The organism is Nocardia sp. JCM 38205, from assembly GCF_058222935.1.
In genome coordinates this window covers 211,875-233,078 of the sequence record NZ_JBYHFL010000002.1, presented here as the reverse complement: position 1 = coordinate 233,078, position 21,204 = coordinate 211,875, and the positions used below count along the sequence as shown (strand labels likewise).

At 67.2% G+C, this 21,204-nt stretch carries 19 protein-coding genes; 10 read left to right on the top strand and 9 right to left on the bottom strand.

Annotated features, from left to right (window positions below):
- Nucleotides 1-63: 63 nt before the first annotated feature.
- The 4 genes from AC4HOU_RS07880 (at nt 64) to AC4HOU_RS07865 (ending at nt 3,657) form a co-directional block, all read left to right on the top strand.
- Nucleotides 64-852 carry an RsmA family anti-sigma factor gene (locus AC4HOU_RS07880; protein ID WP_194989995.1) on the top strand — a complete coding sequence of 263 codons (789 nt, stop codon included), beginning with the start codon at nt 64-66 and terminating at the stop codon, nt 850-852.
- A 77-nt stretch (nt 853-929) separates the two neighbouring features.
- Nucleotides 930-1,916, top strand: coding sequence for a thioredoxin-disulfide reductase (gene trxB, locus AC4HOU_RS07875; RefSeq protein ID WP_163813353.1), 987 nt, complete (start codon nt 930-932; stop codon nt 1,914-1,916).
- Between the two features lie 41 nt (nt 1,917-1,957).
- Nucleotides 1,958-2,284 (top strand): thioredoxin, encoded by a 327-nt coding sequence (gene trxA, locus AC4HOU_RS07870; protein ID WP_014353750.1) that lies wholly within the window; start codon nt 1,958-1,960, stop codon nt 2,282-2,284.
- A gap of 182 nt (nt 2,285-2,466) precedes the next feature.
- The gene (locus AC4HOU_RS07865; protein ID WP_195020347.1) at nt 2,467-3,657 is read left to right on the top strand and encodes an N-acetylmuramoyl-L-alanine amidase; all 1,191 of its coding nucleotides are present in this window, start codon (nt 2,467-2,469) and stop codon (nt 3,655-3,657) included.
- Between the two features lie 74 nt (nt 3,658-3,731).
- Here the strand turns inward: AC4HOU_RS07865 and AC4HOU_RS07860 are convergent, their stop codons facing one another.
- From AC4HOU_RS07860 to rpmH, 9 genes are all read right to left on the bottom strand, one after another.
- Nucleotides 3,732-4,469 carry a GNAT family N-acetyltransferase gene (locus AC4HOU_RS07860; RefSeq protein WP_163813444.1) on the bottom strand — a complete coding sequence of 246 codons (738 nt, stop codon included), beginning with the start codon at nt 4,467-4,469 and terminating at the stop codon, nt 3,732-3,734.
- Between the two features lie 207 nt (nt 4,470-4,676).
- Nucleotides 4,677-5,693, bottom strand: a complete 1,017-nt coding sequence (locus tag AC4HOU_RS07855; RefSeq protein WP_195006878.1) for a ParB/RepB/Spo0J family partition protein — start codon at nt 5,691-5,693, stop codon at nt 4,677-4,679.
- A 49-nt stretch (nt 5,694-5,742) separates the two neighbouring features.
- On the bottom strand, nt 5,743-6,699 hold the full coding sequence (locus AC4HOU_RS07850) for a ParA family protein (RefSeq protein ID WP_228806198.1): 957 nt from the start codon (nt 6,697-6,699) through the stop codon (nt 5,743-5,745).
- Nucleotides 6,700-7,066: 367 nt separating this feature from the next.
- Nucleotides 7,067-7,819, bottom strand: coding sequence for a 16S rRNA (guanine(527)-N(7))-methyltransferase RsmG (gene rsmG / locus AC4HOU_RS07845; protein ID WP_194990000.1), 753 nt, complete (start codon nt 7,817-7,819; stop codon nt 7,067-7,069).
- Nucleotides 7,820-7,952: 133 nt separating this feature from the next.
- Nucleotides 7,953-8,456 carry a Jag family protein gene (locus AC4HOU_RS07840; protein ID WP_085996137.1) on the bottom strand — a complete coding sequence of 168 codons (504 nt, stop codon included), beginning with the start codon at nt 8,454-8,456 and terminating at the stop codon, nt 7,953-7,955.
- A gap of 157 nt (nt 8,457-8,613) precedes the next feature.
- Complete coding sequence (gene yidC / locus AC4HOU_RS07835; protein WP_490724314.1) at nt 8,614-9,690, bottom strand: membrane protein insertase YidC; 1,077 nt, start codon at nt 9,688-9,690, stop codon at nt 8,614-8,616.
- 4 nt (nt 9,691-9,694) lie between these two features.
- Nucleotides 9,695-10,081 (bottom strand): membrane protein insertion efficiency factor YidD, encoded by a 387-nt coding sequence (gene yidD, locus AC4HOU_RS07830; RefSeq protein WP_163813347.1) that lies wholly within the window; start codon nt 10,079-10,081, stop codon nt 9,695-9,697.
- Nucleotides 10,078-10,494: a ribonuclease P protein component gene (rnpA, locus tag AC4HOU_RS07825; protein WP_163813346.1), complete on the bottom strand. Its 417-nt coding sequence runs from the start codon at nt 10,492-10,494 to the stop codon at nt 10,078-10,080. Before rnpA ends, yidD begins: the two co-directional genes overlap by 4 nt.
- An 88-nt stretch (nt 10,495-10,582) precedes the next feature.
- The gene (rpmH, locus tag AC4HOU_RS07820) at nt 10,583-10,726 is read right to left on the bottom strand and encodes a 50S ribosomal protein L34 (protein WP_006550910.1); all 144 of its coding nucleotides are present in this window, start codon (nt 10,724-10,726) and stop codon (nt 10,583-10,585) included.
- A gap of 532 nt (nt 10,727-11,258) precedes the next feature.
- Here rpmH and dnaA point away from each other — a divergent pair.
- From dnaA to gyrB, 6 genes are all read left to right on the top strand, one after another.
- The gene (gene dnaA / locus AC4HOU_RS07815) at nt 11,259-13,430 is read left to right on the top strand and encodes a chromosomal replication initiator protein DnaA (protein WP_194989998.1); all 2,172 of its coding nucleotides are present in this window, start codon (nt 11,259-11,261) and stop codon (nt 13,428-13,430) included.
- A gap of 867 nt (nt 13,431-14,297) precedes the next feature.
- Nucleotides 14,298-15,473, top strand: a complete 1,176-nt coding sequence (gene dnaN / locus AC4HOU_RS07810; RefSeq protein ID WP_163813344.1) for a DNA polymerase III subunit beta — start codon at nt 14,298-14,300, stop codon at nt 15,471-15,473.
- A 162-nt stretch (nt 15,474-15,635) separates the two neighbouring features.
- Nucleotides 15,636-16,823, top strand: a complete 1,188-nt coding sequence (recF, locus tag AC4HOU_RS07805; protein ID WP_490724313.1) for a DNA replication/repair protein RecF — start codon at nt 15,636-15,638, stop codon at nt 16,821-16,823.
- 353 nt (nt 16,824-17,176) lie between these two features.
- Nucleotides 17,177-17,743: a DUF721 family protein gene (locus tag AC4HOU_RS07800; protein ID WP_163813342.1), complete on the top strand. Its 567-nt coding sequence runs from the start codon at nt 17,177-17,179 to the stop codon at nt 17,741-17,743.
- A 144-nt stretch (nt 17,744-17,887) separates the two neighbouring features.
- Nucleotides 17,888-18,790 (top strand): alpha/beta fold hydrolase, encoded by a 903-nt coding sequence (locus tag AC4HOU_RS07795; protein ID WP_490724312.1) that lies wholly within the window; start codon nt 17,888-17,890, stop codon nt 18,788-18,790.
- Between the two features lie 327 nt (nt 18,791-19,117).
- Nucleotides 19,118-21,175, top strand: coding sequence for a DNA topoisomerase (ATP-hydrolyzing) subunit B (gene gyrB, locus AC4HOU_RS07790; protein WP_163813341.1), 2,058 nt, complete (start codon nt 19,118-19,120; stop codon nt 21,173-21,175).
- Nucleotides 21,176-21,204 lie beyond the last annotated feature (29 nt).

Here is a 21,204-nt window from a genome sequence, read left to right as displayed (position 1 = left end):
AACCGCCGCCTGGCATTCGCCCGGCTGCGTGCAAGGTCAAATGTAAGAACACTTGGAGGTGCGATGGCGACCCGATCCGTTCCGCAGCCTCCGTATTCGGCGGAGCTGCTCGCCGACCTGCACGCCGACAACCTCTCGCGCGAACTGAGCGAACAGTTGTGGCCCGCGGTCCACGGCGATCCGGAGGCCCAGCGTTATCTACGGTCACTCGACGAGGTGAGCGCCCAGCTGCGCGCCCTCGGCCGCGACGACCACATCATCCATCCGATGCCCGACGACGTGTCCGCACGCTTGCGGCAGTGGGCCGAGGAACTGGGCCAGGCCGAAACGGACCAGGAACCGACCGCACGGATATCCGAACCGCCGGCCGCCGCCCCGCGCGACGAATACGAATCTACCGGCGCACCAACGACTTCGGTGGTCTCGCTGCATGAGCGCCGCCGACGGCGGATGCGCGTGCTCACCGCAGCCGCGGCAGCCGTCGCGGTGCTCGCCTGTGCGGCGATCGCGATCACCGCCGTGCGCCAGGACAGCACGGTGAGCCCCACCGCGGCACCGACCACCGCCGACGTGGCACCGGGCGAGGATCTCGATTCCACCGTCGCACTCGGCGCGCTCGGCCGGCACGACGTACGCGGCCCGCTCGCCGACTCGACCGAACTCGCCGGATGCGTCGCGGCCGCCGGATACGACCGCAAGGTCCTCGGCTCCTCCGATATCACCTACCGCGGCACGGACGCGGTGCTGATCCTGCTCGCGGGCACCACGCCGGGCCGGATCACCGCCCTCGTCGTCGAGCCCGGCTGCACCGCGAACGAGCCGAGAGTGTTCACCGTCACCGACATCGGATAGCCCGCTCACCCGGGGAACAAGTGCGTTTACCCTGTTGTTGACCGACACGTCCCCTTGATGTCTTTCGGAAGGGCCCCATGAGCACGCCAGTTCGCGACCTGATCATCGTCGGCTCCGGCCCCGCCGGCTACACCGCCGCCGTCTACGCGGCCCGCGCGGAACTACAGCCGCTGCTGTTCGAGGGAACGCAATTCGGCGGCGCTCTGATGACCACCACCGAGGTCGAGAACTTCCCCGGGTTCCGCGACGGCATCATGGGCCCGGATCTGATGGAGCAGATGCGCGATCAGGCCAAGCGTTTCGGCGCCGACATCCGCACCGAAGACGTCGACGCCATCGACCTGAGCGGACCTGTGAAGAAGGTCACCGTCGGCGATGAGACCTTCGAGGCCTACGCCGTCATCCTCGCGATGGGCTCGGCCGCCCGCTACCTCGGCGTCCCCGGTGAGCAGGAACTGCTCGGCCGCGGCGTGAGCGCGTGCGCCACCTGCGACGGCTTCTTCTTCAAGGGCCAGGACATCGTCGTGGTCGGCGGCGGCGATTCGGCCATGGAAGAAGCGACCTTCCTCACCAAGTTCGCCTCCAGCGTCACCGTCGTACATCGGCGCGATGAGTTCCGGGCCTCGCGCATCATGCTCGAGCGCGCCAAGGCCAACGAGAAGATTCGCTTCGTCACCAATGCCGAGGTCGTGAAGGTCAACGGCGACACCAGCGTGACCAGCCTCACCCTGCGCGACACCCGCACCGGCGAAACCTCCGAGCTCGCCGCCACCGGCATGTTCGTCGCGATCGGTCACGACCCGCGCAGCGAACTGGTGCGTGGCCAGGTCGAACTCGACGACGAGGGCTATGTGAAAGTGGCCGATCCGTCCACCGCCACCGCGGTGCCCGGCGTCTTCGCCGCGGGCGACCTGGTCGACCACACCTACCGGCAGGCGATCACCGCCGCGGGCACCGGCTGCCGCGCCGCGATCGACGCCGAACGCTGGCTCGCCGAACAGGGCGATATCACCGCCAACACTCTCGACCACGCCGGACGCCCGGTCGCGGTCTCCGCCAACTGATCCGGCGCACCGCGCATTTCACCTGCTAGAGGAGAACACCCATGTCCGAATCCACCATCACCGTCACCGACGCCACCTTCGCCGATGACGTCCTGCTCAGCGAGAAGCCGGTTCTGGTCGACTTCTGGGCGGACTGGTGCGGCCCGTGCAAAATGGTCGCGCCGGTGCTGGAGGAGATCGCGGGCACCCATGCCGATAAACTGACCGTCGCCAAGCTGGACGTGGACGCCAACCCGGTCACCGCCAAGGATTATCAGATCCTGTCGCTGCCCACTATGATGCTGTTCGCCGGTGGCAAGCCGGTCAAGCAGATCGTCGGGGCCAAGGGCAAAGCCGCCCTGCTGCGCGAACTCGACGGCGTCATCTGAGATCGCGGCGAACTCCGCCGTAAGGCAACGCACACCGGCGACGCGCCGTAGTATGCCCAGACCCGGAATTGCCGAAATCCGGTCCGGGTCTGAGACAATCGACCGATGCTCCGGTTGTGCGAGGGTGTAACCCATCGCATGAGTGGGTACCCGGGCTGACGGAAGGGAAAGGGCTCTCACGCATGCACCGACTTCGTCACGGCGATACCGGTCCAGCCGTCGCAGAGGTTCGGAGCACCCTGGCAAGTCTGGGCTTCCTGCACGAGCACAACGCCGATGGCGATGGTGCGCCCGAGTACTGGAAAGACACCGACGCCACCTTCGATCACCAGCTCGACTCCGCGGTGCGCGCCTTCCAGCAGCATCGCGGACTGCTGGTGGACGGGGTGGTCGGTCCGGCGACGTACCGGGCGCTGAAAGAGGCCTCCTACCGGCTCGGCGCGCGCACGCTGATCTACCAGCTGTCGGCGCCGCTCTACGGCGACGATGTGGCGACGCTGCAGCGCAGGCTGCAAGACCTCGGCTTCTACGTGCACCGGGTGGACGGCTACTTCGGCCCGCACACCCATGACGGCCTGACCGCGTTCCAGCGCGAGATCGGCCTGTCGGCCGACGGCATCTGCGGCCCGGACACGCTGCGTTCGCTGGATCTGCTCGGCGCAAGGGTCACCGGTGGTAATCCGCATCGCATCGCCGAAGAGGAAGTGGTGCACCGCGCGGGCCCGCAGCTGACGGGCAAGCGGATCGTCATCGATCCGGGCCTCGGCGGACCGGACAAGGGCCAGGCCGTGCCGACCGAATTCGGCGACGTCTACGAGTCGGAGATCCTCTGGGATCTGGCCAGCCGGCTGGAGGGCCGGATGGCCGCCACCGGCATGGAGACCTTCCTGTCGCGTCCGTGGGGCGCCAACCCCTCCGACGCGGAACGGGCCGAGACCTCCAACGCCTTCGACGCCGACCTGATGATCTCGCTGCGTTGCGCGAACAACCCGAGCTCCTCGGCCAACGGTGTCGCGGGATTCTATTTCGGCAATTCGCACGGCTCGGTCTCGATGATCGGGCAGGTGCTGGCCGGCTTCATCCAGCGTGAGGTGGTGGCGCGGACCTCGCTGCAGGACTGCCGTACCCATCAGCGCACCTGGGATCTGCTGCGGCTCACCAAAATGCCGACGGTTCAGGTCGATATCGGGTACCTGACAAACGAATACGACGCCTCGGTGCTCACCAATCCGCGCATGCGCGACGTCATCGCCGAGGCCATCCTGGTGTCGGTGAAGCGGCTCTACCTGCTCGGCCAGGACGACCAGCCGACCGGTACCTACACCTTCGCCGAACTACTCGCCGAAGAGCTCGCCGCGGCCGACCGCGGATAGTCTGCCCAGCTACGAATCTGCCCCGCCGGACCTGTTGCCGGCGGGGCAGATTCGTTATGGCGCTACGGCTCGTGTCAGAGGCTGAGGATGCGCGTCGGCACCGTCATCGACGCGGCCGCGAGCAGCTGATCCAGCGCCCGCTCCACGTCTTCCTTCCAGCCGTGATCGGAGTCGAGTTCCAGCCGCAACCGGGGAAACCGGTGATGCGGGGCGACGACCTCGAAGCCGGCCTCCTCCAGGAAGTCGGCGTCGATCATGCAGGTTTCCGGTGCGCAGCGCGCGGTGGCGCGGCCGGAGGGGCGCAGCCGATCGCGCACCGGGGTCGCGATGCGTTCCATCAGGGTCATCGACCCCATGGTCCGATCCGAGAGCGCGGTGCTGGGCGGATCACCCCTGATACCGAAGACCTCGAGCGCACGGACACCACGGCGCATCAGATCGGTCACCACGGCCTGAATCAGGCGGTAGCCGATATCGGAGTCCTGATGCGGCGGCTCGGCCCGCAGCGTCGTCAGCAGGATGGCATCCGGGCTCACGGGGGAGGTGGGGAACAGGGCCGCGCGCGGTACGGCGCTCGGTGGAGCGTAGAGCGCGCAACCGGCGGCGTTCCCGTCGACGGTGGCGATCTGGCCGCACGAGCCCCATTCCAGCATGACCGTCGACAGCCAGGCTTCCTTCTCGAAGACCGGATCACTGAATTCCTGGGAGTCAGCGGCCACGGCCGGATCGATCTCCCAGAACACACAGCGCCGAGCATGCGCGGGCAGTTGGTCCAGCCCGTCCAGGGTTAGTGCTGTGACGCTGGTCGACACCGCTCTGCTCAGCCTCCAGCTGTCCGATTCATCCACGCTCACGCCGCATCACTGTCTTCTCGCCAGCAAGAATATGCGATCAAGCGAACCCGCCTCATTCCACGTCACTGTGCTGCTCGGTCCGGGGCTCTGTGCGATTTTCGGGCACCGTCACAGTGACGTTTCGGTGCCAGGTCGAGGGTTACGGGTGCACAGGCTCTATTTTTCTTATGTTGCGATGTTGTTCTGCTGCATCAGGCCGACGATGCGCTCGAGATCGTCGACCGAGCCGAACTCGACGACGATCTTCCCCTTGCGCTTGCCCAGACTCACCGTCACCCGGGTGTCGAACGACTCCGAGAGCCGCTCGGCCACATCCTGTAAACCCGGCGCGTGCATCGGCTTGCGGCGCGGGGCGGGGGGCGCGGCGTTCTCCGGTTCCCGGTTCGCCAGCGTTACCGCTTCCTCGGTCGCACGCACCGACATGCCCTCGGCGACGATTCGGGCCGCGAGCACCTCTTGCGCGTCGGCGCCGCCTTCCAAACCGAGCAACGCCCGAGCGTGACCCGCGGACAACACACCGGCGGCCACCCGCCGCTGCACCGGCACCGGCAGCTTGAGCAGCCGGATCATATTCGTCACCGCGGAACGGGAGCGGCCGATGCGGTCGGCAAGTTCCTCGTGCGTGACGTCGAACTCCTCGAGCAGCTGCTGATAGGCGGCCGCCTCTTCGAGGGGATTGAGCTGCACGCGATGGATGTTCTCCAGCAGTGCGTCACGCAGCATCGAGCCGTCATCGGTCTCGCGGACAATGGCCGGAATGGCGGTCAGGCCGGCTTCCTGGCAGGCGCGCCAGCGGCGCTCACCCATGACGAGCTGATAGCGCTCGGGGTCGGATTCCAGGCGGCGCACCACGATCGGCTGCATGAGCCCGAACTCGCGAATCGAATGCACGAGCTCGGCCAGCGCGTCTTCCTGGAAGACCTGACGCGGCTGCTTCGGGTTCGGCTCGATGGCGTCCGGCGGGATCTCCCGATAGACGGCGTCACCGGGGGAGTCGAGTTCCGAGGCGGTCGCGGGGGAGTCGGGCACCCGATGCAGGTAGGCGGTGGCGGGCTGGAGCGGGCCGGGATCGACCCCGATGACCACACTCGCGGCCGCATCGCCGAGACCGGTCGACGCCGGTCCGGTCGGGATCAACGCGGCGAGACCGCGTCCCAGACCACCCTTCTTAGCCTGACTCATCGGGCCTACCCCTTTCTCGTTCCACCGCCACAGGTCCGCTCGGCCTGCGTCACTGGGCACCTTCGGTGACCGCCGCGCGTTTCGCCGCCGCGCGTGCCGCCATTTCCCGACCGGCATCAAGGTAGCTCATCGCCCCTCGCGAACCGGGATCGTAATCCAGCACCGTCATGCCGTAGCCGGGCGCCTCCGAGACCTTCACGCTGCGCGGGATGACCGACCGCAGCACCACATCGCCGAAGTGGCCGCGAACCTCCTCGGCCACCTGGTCGGCGAGTTTGGTGCGACCGTCGTACATCGTGAGGATCACGGTGGAGACGTGCAGTTCGGGATTGAGGTGCGACTGGACGAGCCCGATATTGCGGATCAGCTGACCGACACCCTCGAGTGCGTAGTACTCGCACTGGATGGGGATCAACACTTCCTTGGCCGCGACCATCGCGTTGACCGTCAGCAGACCCAGCGACGGCGGGCAGTCGATCATCACGTAGTCGATGTCGTAGCCGGAGATATTGGCTTCCTGGATGGCGGCCTTCAGCCTGCCCTCGCGCGCAACCATGGACACCAATTCGATCTCGGCGCCGGCGAGGTCGATGGTGGCCGGAATGCAGAGCAGCCGTTCACTGTGCGGGCTCTGCTGAATCGCGTCTTTGACCGAGATCTCGCCGATGAGCAGTTCGTAGCTCGACGGCACACCCGAGTGGTGTTCGACCCCGAGCGCAGTGCTGGCATTGCCCTGCGGGTCGAGATCGATCACGAGCACCTTCATCCCCTGATGCGCCAGGGCGGCCGCCAGATTGACCGCGGTGGTCGTCTTGCCGACGCCGCCCTTCTGGTTAGCGATCGTGATGATCCGTTGCTCATGCGGTTTCGGCACTGTCACCTTTCCTGGATGCAGTATCTGACTCGCGCGGTGCGCCTCCGCCGCGATCGGGGTCTCACTGGGGGAGATGTGCCCGAACGGTGTGCTTCCGAAAGTTTCCGGACCGGCATTGCTGGAATCCAGCATGCCCGGAACTCGCGATGTTTCCCGTGAAACATTCGCTGAACCGCTCGACATAGACAGCTCCTAACGCGAGAACTCCAGATCACGTGCCCCGAGAAAACGTCGGCGCCGTGTCTTCAAACAAGCCGTGTCGGATCGAACTTGATGCTCAACCGGGACCGCGGCGCCCGATCGACCGAGCGGAGCTTCTGCCGCTGTGACATCCACATCCCTCCGTGGCACCAACGCTCACGCCCGACGCCCATTAGCTTGCCAGCACCGAGCAGGATAAGAAAGCTGAATCGCGGTGACGCGCGCACGACACGCGGATCCGTGACCATTCGCGTGCGCGGGACCATGTTTCCCGTGAAACATCGACGTCCGGAAACGGTCAGTTGGCCTTCCGGGCGGCCCGCGCCGCCCGACGCGCAGACTTCTCCGGACGCGACTTCGCCGGTCGCTCGGAACGGGGGAGGCGCTCGGCGCTGATGACGAGTGTCGGCGTTTCGACAATGCCCACGCCGCACTCCAGCACCTCAGCCTTACCCGCGCCGGCCCGAGCGAGCGCGTCGGCATCGCGGGCCAGTTCCTCGGCCGCGCTGACACCTTTGAGCGCGAGCATGCGCCCGTGCTCGTGCACGAGGGGGAGAGACCATTGCGCCAGTTTCGCCAGCGGGGCCACCGCACGCGAGGTGACCACGTCCGCGCCGCCGGCCTCGTGAATCACACCCGACTGTTCTGCGCGGCCGCGGACGACGGCCACCTCCAGGTCCGCCTCCTCGATGAACTCACTCAGAAAGATCGTGCGGCGCAACAGCGGTTCCACCAAGGTGATGCGCAGATCAGGTCGGGCGATCGCCAGCGGAATGCCCGGCAGCCCGGCGCCGCTACCGATATCGACGACCGACGCGCCCTCAGCGATCAGCTCTCCGATCACAGCGCAATTCAGAATGTGGCGGTCCCAGAGCCGGGGAACTTCACGCGGACCGATCAAGCCGCGCTCGACGCCGGCGGTCGCCAGGGCGGCACAGTAGCGGCGGGCGAGTTCGAGACGGTCACCGAAGACCGTGGCGGCCACCGCCGGCGGCTCCAGCTCGGCCGGCAACTCGGTCGCTCCGCCGAGATCTCGTTCCACGTGAAACATCCTTCCGAGCGTCATCGAAAATCGGTGCCGGGCACCGTCGGCCAGATATGACGAAGGGCCCCGGTCCGAAGACCCGAGGCCCTATCCAACCATTGCCCGCCCCGTCAGCGCACGGGGCGTGCCGGTCTATCCGTCAAGCCGGAACGACAACCACGTGCCGGTTGGGTTCCACGCCTTCACTCTCGCTCGCCACACCATCGATGGCGGCGACGGCATCGTGCACGATCTTGCGCTCAAACGGCGTCATCGGAGCCAGCGACTCGGGGGCGCCGGTCTCCTGTACCCGCTTGGCAGCAGCGGTACCGAGCGCGCTCAGCTCCTCCCGACGCTTGGCCCGCCAACCCGCGACATCCAGCATGAGCCGGCTACGCACGCCGGTCGCCTGCTGCACGGCGAGGCGGGTCAGCTCCTGCAACGCGTCGAGCACCTCACCGTTGCGGCCGACGAGCTTCGACAGGTCGCGGCCGCCGTCGATACTCACGACCGCACGGTCGCCCTCGACGTCCAGATCGATGTCGCCGTCGAAGTCGAGCACATCGAGCAACTGCTCCAGGTAGTCGCCCGCGATCTCACCCTCTTCGATCAGCGCTTCCTCGGCATCGGTCACGTCGGCCGCATCGGTGTCGGCATCAACCATCGTCGTTGCCACAGTGGCGTCCCCTCCGTCGCTCTCAACTGTCATCTGATTTCCTTCATCTGCTCGTCGCGGCCACCGGTGCCCGGATGCGCCGCAATCAAGGGGTTGCTCGGCGATCGTGGTCTCCCACGGATCGAATGGGCTCGGCTGAGCGGACTCAGCGGCGGCGTTTCTGGTTGGCCCGGCCGCGGTTGCCCGACTTCTTCTGCCCGCCCGGACGTTTCTGCCCGGGGGCCGGCTTGCTCGACGCCTTTGCCGCCGGCACCGCCCCGTTGGTGGTGGCGGTGTCGTCGTCGGTCGTCGTCGCGGCCGGCTGCTTCTTCCGGGTATCGACCGGCTTGGCGCCGGGCTTCGGGGCATTCTGCGCGCGCTGCTCGAGCTTGGCCTGCTTCTTGGCTTCTTCTTCCTTGGCCATGCGCCCGAAGACCAGGTGCTGCTGCCCGTAGGTCCAGATGTTGTTGGAGACCCAGTACAGCAGGATGGCGATCGGCAGGAACGGACCACCGACGAGCACGCCGAGCGGGAACACCCACAGCGCCAGCTTGTTCATCAGCGCGGCCTGCGGGTTGGCCGCCGCCTCCGGGGTCTGACGCGCGACCGAAGCGCGGGCGTTGAAGTGGGTGGCGACCGAGGCGATCACCATCAACGGGATCGCGACGGCAGCGATGGAGACCCGGCTCGGAATCCCACCCCAGTCCTCGAAGGCCAGCAGCTCATTGGCCGGGGTGGTGATGAATGCGGAGATCGGGGCACCGAAGATGCGGGCACTCAGGAACGACTGGACGTCGGCCGCGTTGAACACGTAGTTCGGCGTGTTCGCGTTGGTGACCGGATCCATGCCGAGCTGACCGAATCCGTGGCCGGTTCGGTTGAACGAGCGCAGCACGTGGAACAGACCGAGGAACACCGGCACCTGAGCCAGGATCGGCAGGCAGCCCATGAGGGGGTTGAAGCCGTTCTCCTTCTGGAGCTTCTGCATCTCCAGCGCCATCTTCTGGCGGTCGTTCTTGTACTTCTTCTGCAACTCCTTGATCTGGGGCTGCAGCTCCTGCATCTGCTTGGTGGTGCGCACCTGCTTCACGAATGGCTTGTAGAGCACCAACCGCAGCGTGAACACCAGGAACACCACGGCCAGCGCCCAGGTGAGTCCGTTGTCCGCGCCGAAGGCGAACCCGAAGACCCGGTGCCAGAACCAAAGGATCCAGGACACCGGGTAATAAATGAAGTCGAGCACGGCTCTATGCACTCCCGTCGTTCGTATCGCCGACCACCGCGGGCGGTGGTCCTGTACAAGCCTTGGCCTCCGGCTCCGAGTCGGCCGGCGGGGTCGATTCCCGTGACGATTCGGCGGTTGCCTCGTTCCCGTGCTCGGCGCGGCGTTTGCGCTCCGGAACGGGGTCCCACCCACCAGGGTGCCAGGGTGCGCATTTGGCCAGACGCACGACCGTCAGTCCGAGGCCGATGAACAGCCCTCGGGTGCGCAACGCGGTGACCGCGTACTCGCTACAGGTCGGGGTGAAGCGGCAGACCGGCATCCGGGTGGGGGACACATACGTCCGGTAGAGCTCGATCAGGAAGATCAGAATATTGGCCGGCAACCGGACCAGGACCGCGGGCGATCTCATGCCGGTGCACCCGGGTGGACGTCTGAGCGGACGGCCGGGCCGAGGCCGAGTTTGCGGGCCGCGCCGCGCAGCTGACGCAGCAGCTCCGCCGAATCGGCGGTGGCGGCGCCGGGCAGAGCGCGGATGACGATGTCGGCCTCGACGGGAATCTCGGTGCGCATCTCGGCGCAGATATGACGCAGGCGGCGGGCCACCCGGTGACGAATCACCGCGTTGCCCACCGCCTTGCTGACGATCAATCCGAAGCGCGGACCGCCGACGCGAATCAGCACATCCTCGGCCGGTTCGGCGGCAGGATCCACGGCGTGCACGAACGCGTGCACCACCAGATCCCGCCTCCCGGTTCGCTGGCCGCGACGCACCGTCCTGGAGAAGTCGGCACGACGATGCAGCCGATTCGGCTCAGGCAGCACCCGAGAGTCCGGGGGCGAGTGAGCGATCAGGGACGAGGAGCGCAGCGTTCGGCGAAACGGGCATCCGACACCGAATCCGGGAGGTGGATCAGGCCGTCAGGCTGGCGCGGCCCTTACGGCGACGCGCGGAAACGATGGCGCGGCCCGCACGGGTCCGCATCCGGAGGCGGAAGCCGTGAACCCGCGCCCGACGACGGTTGTTCGGCTGGAACGTCCGCTTGCCCTTGGCCACGGTCAACACTCCTCGAGTTGGTGGGCGCCTGTCGCGCCCGAAGCTTTTCGGTGATTCGTTCGTCCTCGACGTGCGGCGATCCTGGCGAACAGTCAGCACAGGACAGCCACCGCACCGAGGGGTGACTGTACGAGGGTACTCAGCGGCTACGAGCGGGTCAAACTCGCCCATATCAGGGGTGTGCGGGCGTGAGCTCGTCCACACCCCTGATCGGCCCGCCCCGGTGACCACCGGGGGTGTAGCCGGACGATTGCCGGCTGCACCGCAGGTCGGGGCGTCGCGGCCGGTCAACGCGGCCGTACTCCCCAATCCCCAGGAGTTCTCCACATCTGTGGATAATTGTGTGGAAAGACCCCGTGAGTGGCATATTCGTTAAGCCGACGGTGCCGCGCCGCCATCCGGAACCCGCGAACGCGGGATGCGTGGCGAACCGGTCACGGATCTGCGCGGGATCGGATCGAACCACCACGGTAGACGTCTTGCGTACCCCGGCCGTCTGCTCCCATCGACCAATTTCCGGGGAGGACACTGCATGGACGACGAGCAGAACGTGTTGGCCACCGTCTGGCCGGAGGTGGTGGCCGAACTCACCACCGGCTCTCCCGATGGTGCCATCCCGTCGGTCTCGCGCGCACAGCAGGCGTGGTTGAAGCTCGTCAAGCCGCTGACCGTCGCGCAGGGATTCGCGCTGCTCTCGGTGCCGTCGTCGCTCGCCCAGGAGGCGATCGAGCGTGATCTGCGCGAGCCGATCCTGCGTTCGCTCGCCCGCAGGCTCGGTCCGCAGGTGGAGGGTCTCGGAGTGCGTATCGCCGCGCCGACCACACCGGGAGCCGAACGTCCGAGCGCCCCGCCCCGGCACGCCAGGATGACCAGCAGGCCGGAACGCCCGCGTGAGCCGGTCCGCAGGCCCGAGTACCCGGGCGCGGAGTCCGCGGGCCGCGGCGAGTTCAGTCCGCCGCGCTACGCCGCGGGCAACGAGTACGCCCCCGACTATCCGAGCGCCGACTACGCGGGCGGACGCAACTACCCGCCGGGCCAGGATTATCCACAGGGTCAGGATTTCGACCGCTCCGATAGCTACGCCCGTGCCGACGGATTCGCCGAGGGCGGCGGCTACGGCGCCGACGATAGCTACGAGCAGCGTGACAACTTCGACCAGCGCGATGGTCGCGACAGCTACGGCAGGCCCGAGTTCGCCCGCGGACCGGAATTCGCCGAGTCCAGCGAACGCCGGTCCGAGCAGGATTACCGTCCCGCGCCCGACTATCGCGAGGGCGAGTACAACCCGCGCGGCGACTACCCGGCATCCGAGGCCGAACGCGAGGCCGAGGGCCGCGCCGACAATGCTCCGGCGCCGCGCCGCGAGCCGGCCACACCGCGCCGCGAGTCGGTGCCGCCGGGACAAGAGTCCCTGTTCACGCCCGAGCCCGCGCCCCGGGCCCCGATCCAGGCCCGCGACCCCGGCCCCACCGAGGAACCCGCGCCCGCCGCCGCGCGTGAGACGATCCGCGAGGCCGGACCCGATCCCGCTCGGGAGCCGCTGCGCGATTCGGTGCGCGAGCCCGCCGGTGACGGGACGCGCCCCGATCACGACGACGAACCCGTGGTCAATGTGCGCGATTCCTGGCCCACCTACTTCGCCAAATCGCAGGAGTCGCAGGCACCGCAGTCCTCCTCGGCGAGCCTGAACGCCAAGTACACCTTCGAGACCTTCGTCATCGGCGCGTCCAACCGTTTCGCGCACGCCGCGGCGGTCGCCATCGCCGAGGCGCCGGCGCGCGCCTACAACCCGCTGTTCGTCTGGGGTGCCTCCGGCCTCGGCAAGACCCATTTGCTGCACGCGGCCGGGCACTACGCCCAGCGGCTGTTCCCCGGGATGCGGGTCAAGTACGTCTCCACCGAGGAATTCACCAACGACTTCATCAACAGCCTGCGCGACGACCGCAAGGTGGCGTTCAAGCGCCGCTACCGCGAGACCGACATCCTGTTGGTCGACGACATCCAGTTCATCGAGGGCAAGGAAGGTATCCAGGAGGAGTTCTTCCACACCTTCAACACCCTGCACAACGCCAACAAGCAGATCGTGGTGTCCTCGGATCGCCCGCCCAAGCAGCTCGCCACGCTGGAAGAACGGCTGCGGACCCGGTTCGAGTGGGGCCTGATCACCGATGTGCAGCCGCCGGAGCTGGAGACCCGGATCGCGATCCTGCGCAAGAAGGCCAGGATGGACCGGCTCGATGTGCCGCATGACGTGCTCGAACTCATCGCCAGCCGGGTCGAGCGCAATATCCGTGAGCTCGAGGGCGCGCTGATCCGGGTGACGGCCTTCGCCTCGCTCAACGGTCAACCGCTGGATCTGCCACTGGCCGAGGTGGTGCTGCGGGATCTGATGCCCGACACCGCCGCGCTCGAGATCACCGCGGCCACGATCATGGCCGTCACCGCGGAGTACTTCAACACCACGCTCGAGGAGCTGACCGGCCCCGGTAAGGCCCGCCCGCTCGCGCAGGCGCGCCAGATCGCGATGTATCTGTGCCGTGAGCTCACCGACCTGTCGTTGCCGAAGATCGGGCAGGCGTTCGGCCGCGATCACACCACGGTCATGTACGCGGAGAAGAAGGTCCGCAAGGAGATGACCGAACGGCGCCGGGTCTACGACCAGGTCCAAGAACTCACAGCCCGCATCAAACAGCGTTCGCGCTGATCGCCGTACACACCCTGTGAAAGTCCCTGACCTGGGTTGACGCATGCCCGAGGGCTGTGGATTCCTCGAGGAATTCCTGTGGAGTCCTCGAGGAATCCACCGTTTGTGCACCGTTTTACCCACAGGCAGCCGGGACGGGCGTCGCGGATCTACGCACAGGCAGTTGTCCACAGCGTCCACAGGGTGGTGCGTGCACAGGCGCTGAGCGGGCAATGTCCGAAGTTGTGCCTGTGGAATCCTCGAGGAAACCGTGTGGAGTCCTCAAGGATTCCACCGGTTGTCCACGCTGTGGTGCACATGTGTGAACAACCGGGTGAATCCGGTGGAACAACTCGAGGATCAGCGGTGGATGAACGTGGGACAGATTCCGTGCCTCCACAGATGCCCCACGTTCATCCTCGAGACACTCCACGCTCATCCCCATGCCACCACGCCCTGTGACCTGCGCAGACGGGCGATTTCCCCAGAATCCACAGGGCCTATTACTACTTCGGTTCTTCTTCAAATAGATCTCTCTTGAAAACAGGCTGTGTGGAAAGTCGGTCGGGCAGGCTCGGCTCGGCGATGGGGTCCCGGACAACAGGCAAGGAAGAGACGGGCGCACCGCGCGAACGGGATCGCGGAGGAACCGAGCCGGATCACCGATAGCCGAGCCGGAGCCGCGAGCGAGCGGGACGGGACCGGAGGGTCGGACCCGGGTGCCGGGTCGCACGCGGTACCGTTTGGTTGTCGGTCGTCTGTGCCACACTTTCGAAGGCGGCCGCGACAGCACGTCTTTCGAGAACCAACGCTGACCAGCCGTCAGGGGTCGGACGACACCGTTCGATCACTGCTAGACCACGGAACCGGGAGAGGACAGATCGGGCGATGGAGCTTTCGAGCATGAAGTTTCGGGTCGCCCGTGAGGATTTCGCGGAATCGGTCGCCTGGGTGGCACGCAGCCTTCCGTCCCGGCCCCCGGTGCCGGTGCTCGGTGGTGTGCTGCTGGTAGCCGACGAAGACGGGCTCACGGTTTCCGGCTTCGACTACGAGGTGTCCGCGCAGATGCGGGTCGCGGCCGAGGTCGCAGGTCCCGGCCAGGTGCTCGTCTCCGGGCGGCTGCTCGCCGATATCACCAAGGCGCTGTCCAACAAGCCGGTGGATGTCTCCGTCGACGGCACCCGCGTGCTGATCAGCTGCGGCAGCGCCAAGTTCTCCCTGCCCACCATGCCGGTCGAGGACTATCCACAGCTTCCCGAGGTGCCGCAGCAGAGCGGTGAACTCAATGCCGACGTCTTCGCCGAGGCGGTCGGTCAGGTGGCCGTCGCCGCAGGCCGCGACGACACGCTGCCGATGCTCACCGGCATCCGCGTCGAGATCGAGGGCCCGCATGTGGTCCTCGCCGCCACCGACCGCTTCCGGCTGGCGGTGCGCCACATCGAATGGCAGCCCGCACGGCCCGATATCGAGACCGCGGTGCTCATCCCCGCCCGCACCCTGTCGGAGTCGGCGAAGACACTCGGCGCCACCGACGCGCCGGTGCAGCTGTCGCTCGGTACCGGTGCCGGGGCCGACGGCCTGCTCGGCATCGTCAACGCGGGCCGGCGCACCACCACCCGCCTGCTGGACGCGGAATTCCCCAAGTTCCGTCAGTTGCTCCCCAAGGAGCACACCTCCATCGCGACGCTGCCGGTCGCCACTCTCACCGATGCGATCAAGCGCGTGGCCCTGGTGGCCGAGCGCGGCGCCCAGGTGCGGCTGGAGTTCTCCGGTGAGGGCCTGTTGCTGTCGGCCGGCGGTGACGACGCGGGCCGCGCCGAGGAGTGGCTGGAGGCCGATTTCCGCGGCGAGCCGCTGACCATCGCCTTCAATCCCGGTTACCTCATCGACGGGCTGTCCGCGCTGCATTCGGATCGGGTCACCTTCGGCTTCACCACCCCGAGCCGTCCCGCGGTGCTGCTGCCTGCCTCCGAGGAAGAGCCGCAGCCGTTGGATTCCGGTTCCTTCGCGGCCCTGGACAGCGCCTACATCTACCTGCTGATGCCGGTCCGGCTCCCGGGCTGAGGCCGGGTGTGACCGTCGGGTGCGAGCAGGATCCGAAACCGGCAGTGCGGTACGACGTTTCGGTGCGGCACATCCTCACCGAACCGGAAACCGGTGTGGCACAAGAAAAGTTGTCCACAGTTGTGGATACAACTGTGACATCTCGTTCGGCGAGCTGAGCGCATGTTCATCCGAGCGCTGACGGTGCGTGACTTCCGGTCCTGGGAGCACGCGGAGATCGAGTTATCCACAGGCGGAACGGTTTTCCTGGGGGCCAACGGCAACGGCAAGACCAATCTGCTCGAGGCCGTCGGCTATCTGTCCACCCTCGGCTCCCATCGGGTCGCCGCCGAGGCACCATTGCTGCGGATTGGCACCGAGCGGGCCAGGATCGGCGCGACGGTGGTCAACACCGGTCGTGAGCTGCGCATCGACGTCGAACTCAATCAGGGTTCGGCCAACCGCGCGCAGATCAACCGGTCGCCGGTGCGCAGGCCGCGTGAGATTCTCGGGATTCTGCACACGGTGTTGTTCGCGCCGGAGGATCTGGCACTGGTGCGGGGCGATCCGGGGGAGCGGCGCCGGTTCCTCGACGAGTTGTGCACAGCCAGACTGCCGCGGTTGGCGGCGGTGCGGGCCGATTACGACCGGGTGCTGCGGCAGCGGTCGGCGCTGTTGAAGAGCGCGGGCAGGCAAGCCCGTTCCCGTGCCGATCTGAGCACCCTCGACGTGTGGGACGGTCATCTGGCCGCGCACGCCTCGGTGCTGCTGGCCGAGCGATTACGGCTGGTCCATGAGCTGTCGCCGCATCTGGCGGCCTCGTACGCCGCCATCGCCCCGGAATCGCGGCCCGCGGCCATCGGCTACCGCAGCGCCGCACTACCGGTGGAATTGCTCGATCCCGCGCGGGCACCCGAGCCGGGCGACGCCGCCGCACTGGAGGCGATCCTGCTGCGCGAACTCGCCGCGGCTCGCCCCCGTGAACTGGAGCGAGGGGTCTGCCTGGTGGGCCCGCATCGCGACGATCTCGAGCTCATGCTCGGCGACGCGCCGGCCAAAGGTTTCGCCAGCCACGGCGAGTCCTGGTCGTACGCGCTGGCCCTTCGGCTCGCCTCGTTCGAGCTGTTGCGCGCGGGCGGTACCGACCCGGTGCTGCTGCTCGACGACGTCTTCGCCGAGCTCGACAGGCGCAGGCGCACCGCCCTCGCCGCGGTGGCGGCCGGCGCCGAACAGGTGCTGATCACCGCGGCGGTGGCCGAGGACGTCCCGGCGGAGCTGTCGGCAGCGACGCTGCGGGTGGAGACTTCCGGCGATGCCGAGCGCCGCACCTCCCGGATCGTCCGCAGCGTCGACTCCTCGGCCGCAGGCTGATCGATGCGTCCGGAACCGCTCGTCGTCCCGGTGCGCGGGGAGGCGCTGCCGTACAGTTCTCTCGTGCGTCCAGCGCTGCCTGCCTGGTCACGGGCATCGATCCCACGTTGTCAACAGCCTGTGGATAACTCGGTATCGTCGGAGAGCTCGCCGATGGGCCGCAGCTCGACAGCGACCGCCGGGCAACGGCCGCATTGGCCTCGGAAATGGCCTTCTACCTGCTGGTATGCCGGTAGGAGTCGGCAGGTCGCGGTACCCGGCCGCCTCGGAACGGCCTGGTACACACAGCGTGTCGGAGCCTGGGGACAACTCGCCAGAGCTGGGGACAACTCGACGAATCGAACGGAGCGGCGATGACCGATCGAGCCGAACCGCCGGGCGGCCGGAGCCCGGACGCGGAACCGGAATTGCGCGGGATCGACCTGGCTCGCCGAGCCCTCGAAGAGGCCCGCGCTGCCGCCAAGGCCAGCGGCAAATCGGTGGGCCAGGGTCGTTCTTCCCCGCGGCGGAGCCTGCGGACCGGTGCCCGCCGCCGCAGTGGATGGTCCGGTCCTCGGCCGGACGACCGTGATCCACAGATGCTGTCCAAGCTGGCCGGTTCGATCGCCAAGAGTCGAGGCTGGTCGACGAAGGTGGCCGAGGGCATGGTGTTCGGCCGATGGTCCGGTGTGGTCGGTGAGGACATCGCGAGCCATGCGACGCCGGTCAAGCTGGAGAACGGGGTGCTGAGCATCGCGGCCGAATCCACCGCGTGGGCCACTCAGTTGCGCATGTTGCAGTCGCAGATCCTGGCCAAGATCAATGCCGCCGTCGGGCAGGGCGTGGTGACGTCGGTGAAGATTTCCGGTCCGGCCGCACCGAGCTGGCGCAAGGGGGAACGCCATATCAAGGGCCGCGGACCTCGCGATACCTACGGCTGAGCCGTTCCTTTGTGTGGTACCCAGTGTTACATTGATCCGAATTGCCGGTCCCGTGTCGTGCTGGCGCCGCGAACTGCGGTTTCACGTGGAACAGCGCGGCGATCCGGGCCGCCGGCCCGCGCCACTCGTCGAAAGTTGTCACCGATGACCGTCGTTACCGAGCCGTTTCCCACGTTGCCGACCCGCACGGTCCGGCGCGGCGATATCGAACTCGCCGTCTTCGAATGCGGAAACACCGACGGGCCCGCGATCATCCTGGTGCACGGCTGGCCGGATACGCACACCCTGTGGAACGGTGTCGCCACCCTGCTCGCCGACCGATTCCGGGTGATCGCCTTCGACAATCGCGGAGCGGGAGCCAGTACCGTCCCGGCCGAGGTGGCCGCCTACCGGATCGAAGAGCTGGCCGCCGACGTGCGCGCGGTCGCCGAGGCCGTGGCGCCCGGTGAGCGAGTGCACGTGCTCGGTCATGACTGGGGTTCGGTGATCGGCTGGGAACTGGCCTCGATGCCCGATGCGGTCGGCGCGATCGCCTCCTTCACCTCGGTCTCCGGCCCCAACCTCGACTTCCTCGGTGCCTACCTGCGCGGGCCCTTCTCCCTCGCCCGGCTGCGCAATTCCCTCGCCCAGGGCGTGGCCTCGGCTTATACCGTCGCTTTCCAGATCCCCGGACTGCCCAACCCGGTATTGCGCGGTTTGTCCGGTCGCTGGCCGCGATTCCTGTCGTTCTTCGACGGCATCGACCCCGCCCTGGTGCGGCCTGCGCCCACCCTGCGCGCCGACATGATCAACGGCCTCGAGCTCTACCGCGCCAATATCCGGCCGAGGCTCGGCAACCCGCGGCCGCGCCCGATCGACGTTCCGGTCCAGGTGATCGTCGCGACAGGCGACCGCGCGGTGCGCCCGGTGGTGCATCTCGAAGCGGATAATTGGGTGCGGGACCTGACGATGCGCCAGATTCCGGCCAGGCATTGGTCGCCGCTGTCGCATCCGGCGGATCTGGCCCGGCTCACCGCGGAATTCGTGGCCCGCGGCACCGAAAGCTGACCGGCGGGAGCGATCCGGGCGCACGCGGAACGAGACGAGTCGCAACACAACTCTCACGCCAACCCTGATGGATCGAAACCGCCGGGCGGCGGATCGGACCCACCGTGATCCGATTTCTCGCATTCTCGTAGCCGTCAGGGGTGTCGTAGGTGCACTGTAGTTTGGGCGTACCAGTAGGATGGTGACGTAACTAGCGGCGATACCTTCGGCGCGTTCCGCACAGCCCGCGCGGTGGACCGTGAATCTCGACCAGCTCAGAATCCGGCCCCTCCGTGTGCTGTGGCGACGCTGTGCCGGGGATCAGCAAGTAAGGAGAGCTACCGACCAGTGGCTGCCAACGACTCCAATGCATCGGGCTCGACCAAGGCGTCTTCGGGTAAGGCGGGCAACAAGGACTACGGTGCCTCCTCCATCACGGTTCTCGAGGGGCTCGAAGCCGTCCGTAAACGCCCAGGCATGTACATCGGCTCCACCGGCGAGCGCGGTCTGCACCACCTGATCTGGGAGGTGGTCGACAACTCCGTCGACGAGGCGATGGCCGGGTACGCCACCCGCGTCGACGTCACGCTGCTCGCCGACGGCGGCGTCGAGGTGATCGACGACGGCCGCGGTATCCCCACCGGAATGCATGCCCAGGGCGTGCCCACCATCGAGGTGGTCATGACTCAGCTGCACGCGGGCGGCAAGTTCGACTCCGACTCCTACGCCGTATCCGGTGGTCTGCACGGCGTCGGCATCTCGGTGGTGAACGCGCTGTCCACGCGGCTGGAGGCGGAGATCGATCACGACGGCTACCACTGGACCCAGGAGTACAAGGACGCCACTCCCGGCAAGCTGATCCAGGGCGAGGCCACCAAGCGCACCGGCACCACCATCCGGTTCTGGCCGGACCCGAACATCTTCGAGACCACCTCGTTCAACTTCGAGACGGTGGCCCGCCGCCTGCAGGAGATGGCATTCCTGAACAAGGGCCTCACCATCACCCTCACCGATGAGCGGGTCTCCGACGCCGAGGTCACCGACGAGGTGGTCAGCGAGACCGCGGAGGCGCCCAAGCACGCCGACGCCGAGGCGCCGCAGGCCGAGCACAAGGTCAAGTCGCGCACCTACCACTACCCGGGTGGTCTCGAGGATTTCGTGCGCCACATCAACCGCACCAAGCAGCCCATCCACAACTCGGTGGTCGCGTTCACCGGTAAGGGCACCGGCCATGAGCTCGAGGTCGCGATGCAGTGGAACTCGGGCTATTCGGAGTCGGTGCACACCTTCGCCAACACCATCAACACCCACGAGGGTGGCACCCACGAAGAGGGCTTCCGCGCCGCGCTGACCACCGTGGTCAACCGGTACGCGAAGGAGAAGAAGCTCCTCAAGGACAAGGACGGCAACCTCACCGGTGACGATATCCGCGAGGGCTTGGCCGCGATCGTCAGCGTGAAGGTCGGCGAACCGCAGTTCGAGGGCCAGACCAAGACCAAGCTCGGCAATACCGAGGTCAAGTCGTTCGTGCAGCGCACCTGCAACGAGCACCTGGCGCACTGGTTCGAGGCCAATCCGGCCGATGCCAAGACCATCGTGAACAAGGCCGTGTCCTCGGCGCAGGCCCGGGTCGCCGCGCGTAAGGCTCGTGAGCTGGTCCGTCGCAAGAGCGCCACCGATCTGGGTGGGTTGCCGGGCAAGCTGGCCGACTGCCGGTCCAAGGATCCGAGCAAGTCCGAGATCTACATCGTCGAGGGTGATTCCGCCGGCGGCTCGGCCAAGTCCGGGCGCGACTCGATGTACCAGGCGATCCTGCCGTTGCGCGGCAAGATCATCAATGTCGAGAAGGCGCGCATCGACAAGGTCCTCAAGAACAACGAGGTCCAGGCGATCATCACCGCCTTCGGCACCGGTATCCACGACGAGTTCGACATCTCCAAGCTGCGCTATCACAAGATCGTGCTGATGGCCGACGCCGACGTCGACGGCCAGCACATCTCCACCCTGCTGCTGACGCTGCTGTTCCGGTTCATGCGTCCGCTGATCGAGCACGGGCACGTCTACCTGGCCCAGCCGCCGCTGTACAAGCTCAAGTGGCAGCGCGCCGATCCGGAGTTCGCCTACTCCGACCGCGAGCGCGACGGTCTGCTCGAGGCAGGTCTGGCCGCGGGCAAGAAGATCAACAAGGACGACGGCGTCCAGCGCTACAAGGGTCTGGGCGAGATGAACGCCAAGGAACTGTGGGAGACCACGATGGATCCGGCGGTCCGGGTGCTGCGTCAGGTCACCCTCGACGACGCCGCCGCGGCCGACGAACTGTTCTCGGTGCTGATGGGCGAGGACGTCGAAGCGCGCCGCAGCTTCATCACCCGCAATGCCAAGGACGTCCGCTTCCTCGACGTGTAGCCGGTTCGGCAGGGTCAGGGGAATCGACC

Excerpts from the sequence above, each read along its gene's own strand:
- rsmG (WP_194990000.1), bottom strand. The coding sequence starts at position 7,819 with ATGTTTCACGTGGAACGAGATCTCGGCGGAGCGACCGAGTTGCCGGCC.
- trxA (WP_014353750.1), top strand. The coding sequence starts at position 1,958 with ATGTCCGAATCCACCATCACCGTCACCGACGCCACCTTCGCCGATGAC.
- AC4HOU_RS07850 (WP_228806198.1), bottom strand. The coding sequence starts at position 6,699 with ATGCTGGATTCCAGCAATGCCGGTCCGGAAACTTTCGGAAGCACACCG.
- dnaA (WP_194989998.1), top strand. The coding sequence starts at position 11,259 with ATGGACGACGAGCAGAACGTGTTGGCCACCGTCTGGCCGGAGGTGGTG.
- AC4HOU_RS07840 (WP_085996137.1), bottom strand. The coding sequence starts at position 8,456 with ATGGTTGATGCCGACACCGATGCGGCCGACGTGACCGATGCCGAGGAA.
- AC4HOU_RS07865 (WP_195020347.1), top strand. The coding sequence starts at position 2,467 with ATGCACCGACTTCGTCACGGCGATACCGGTCCAGCCGTCGCAGAGGTT.
- dnaN (WP_163813344.1), top strand. The coding sequence starts at position 14,298 with ATGGAGCTTTCGAGCATGAAGTTTCGGGTCGCCCGTGAGGATTTCGCG.
- yidD (WP_163813347.1), bottom strand. The coding sequence starts at position 10,081 with ATGAGATCGCCCGCGGTCCTGGTCCGGTTGCCGGCCAATATTCTGATC.
- AC4HOU_RS07880 (WP_194989995.1), top strand. The coding sequence starts at position 64 with ATGGCGACCCGATCCGTTCCGCAGCCTCCGTATTCGGCGGAGCTGCTC.
- AC4HOU_RS07800 (WP_163813342.1), top strand. The coding sequence starts at position 17,177 with ATGACCGATCGAGCCGAACCGCCGGGCGGCCGGAGCCCGGACGCGGAA.
- recF (WP_490724313.1), top strand. The coding sequence starts at position 15,636 with ATGTTCATCCGAGCGCTGACGGTGCGTGACTTCCGGTCCTGGGAGCAC.
- AC4HOU_RS07795 (WP_490724312.1), top strand. The coding sequence starts at position 17,888 with ATGACCGTCGTTACCGAGCCGTTTCCCACGTTGCCGACCCGCACGGTC.
- trxB (WP_163813353.1), top strand. The coding sequence starts at position 930 with ATGAGCACGCCAGTTCGCGACCTGATCATCGTCGGCTCCGGCCCCGCC.
- AC4HOU_RS07855 (WP_195006878.1), bottom strand. The coding sequence starts at position 5,693 with ATGAGTCAGGCTAAGAAGGGTGGTCTGGGACGCGGTCTCGCCGCGTTG.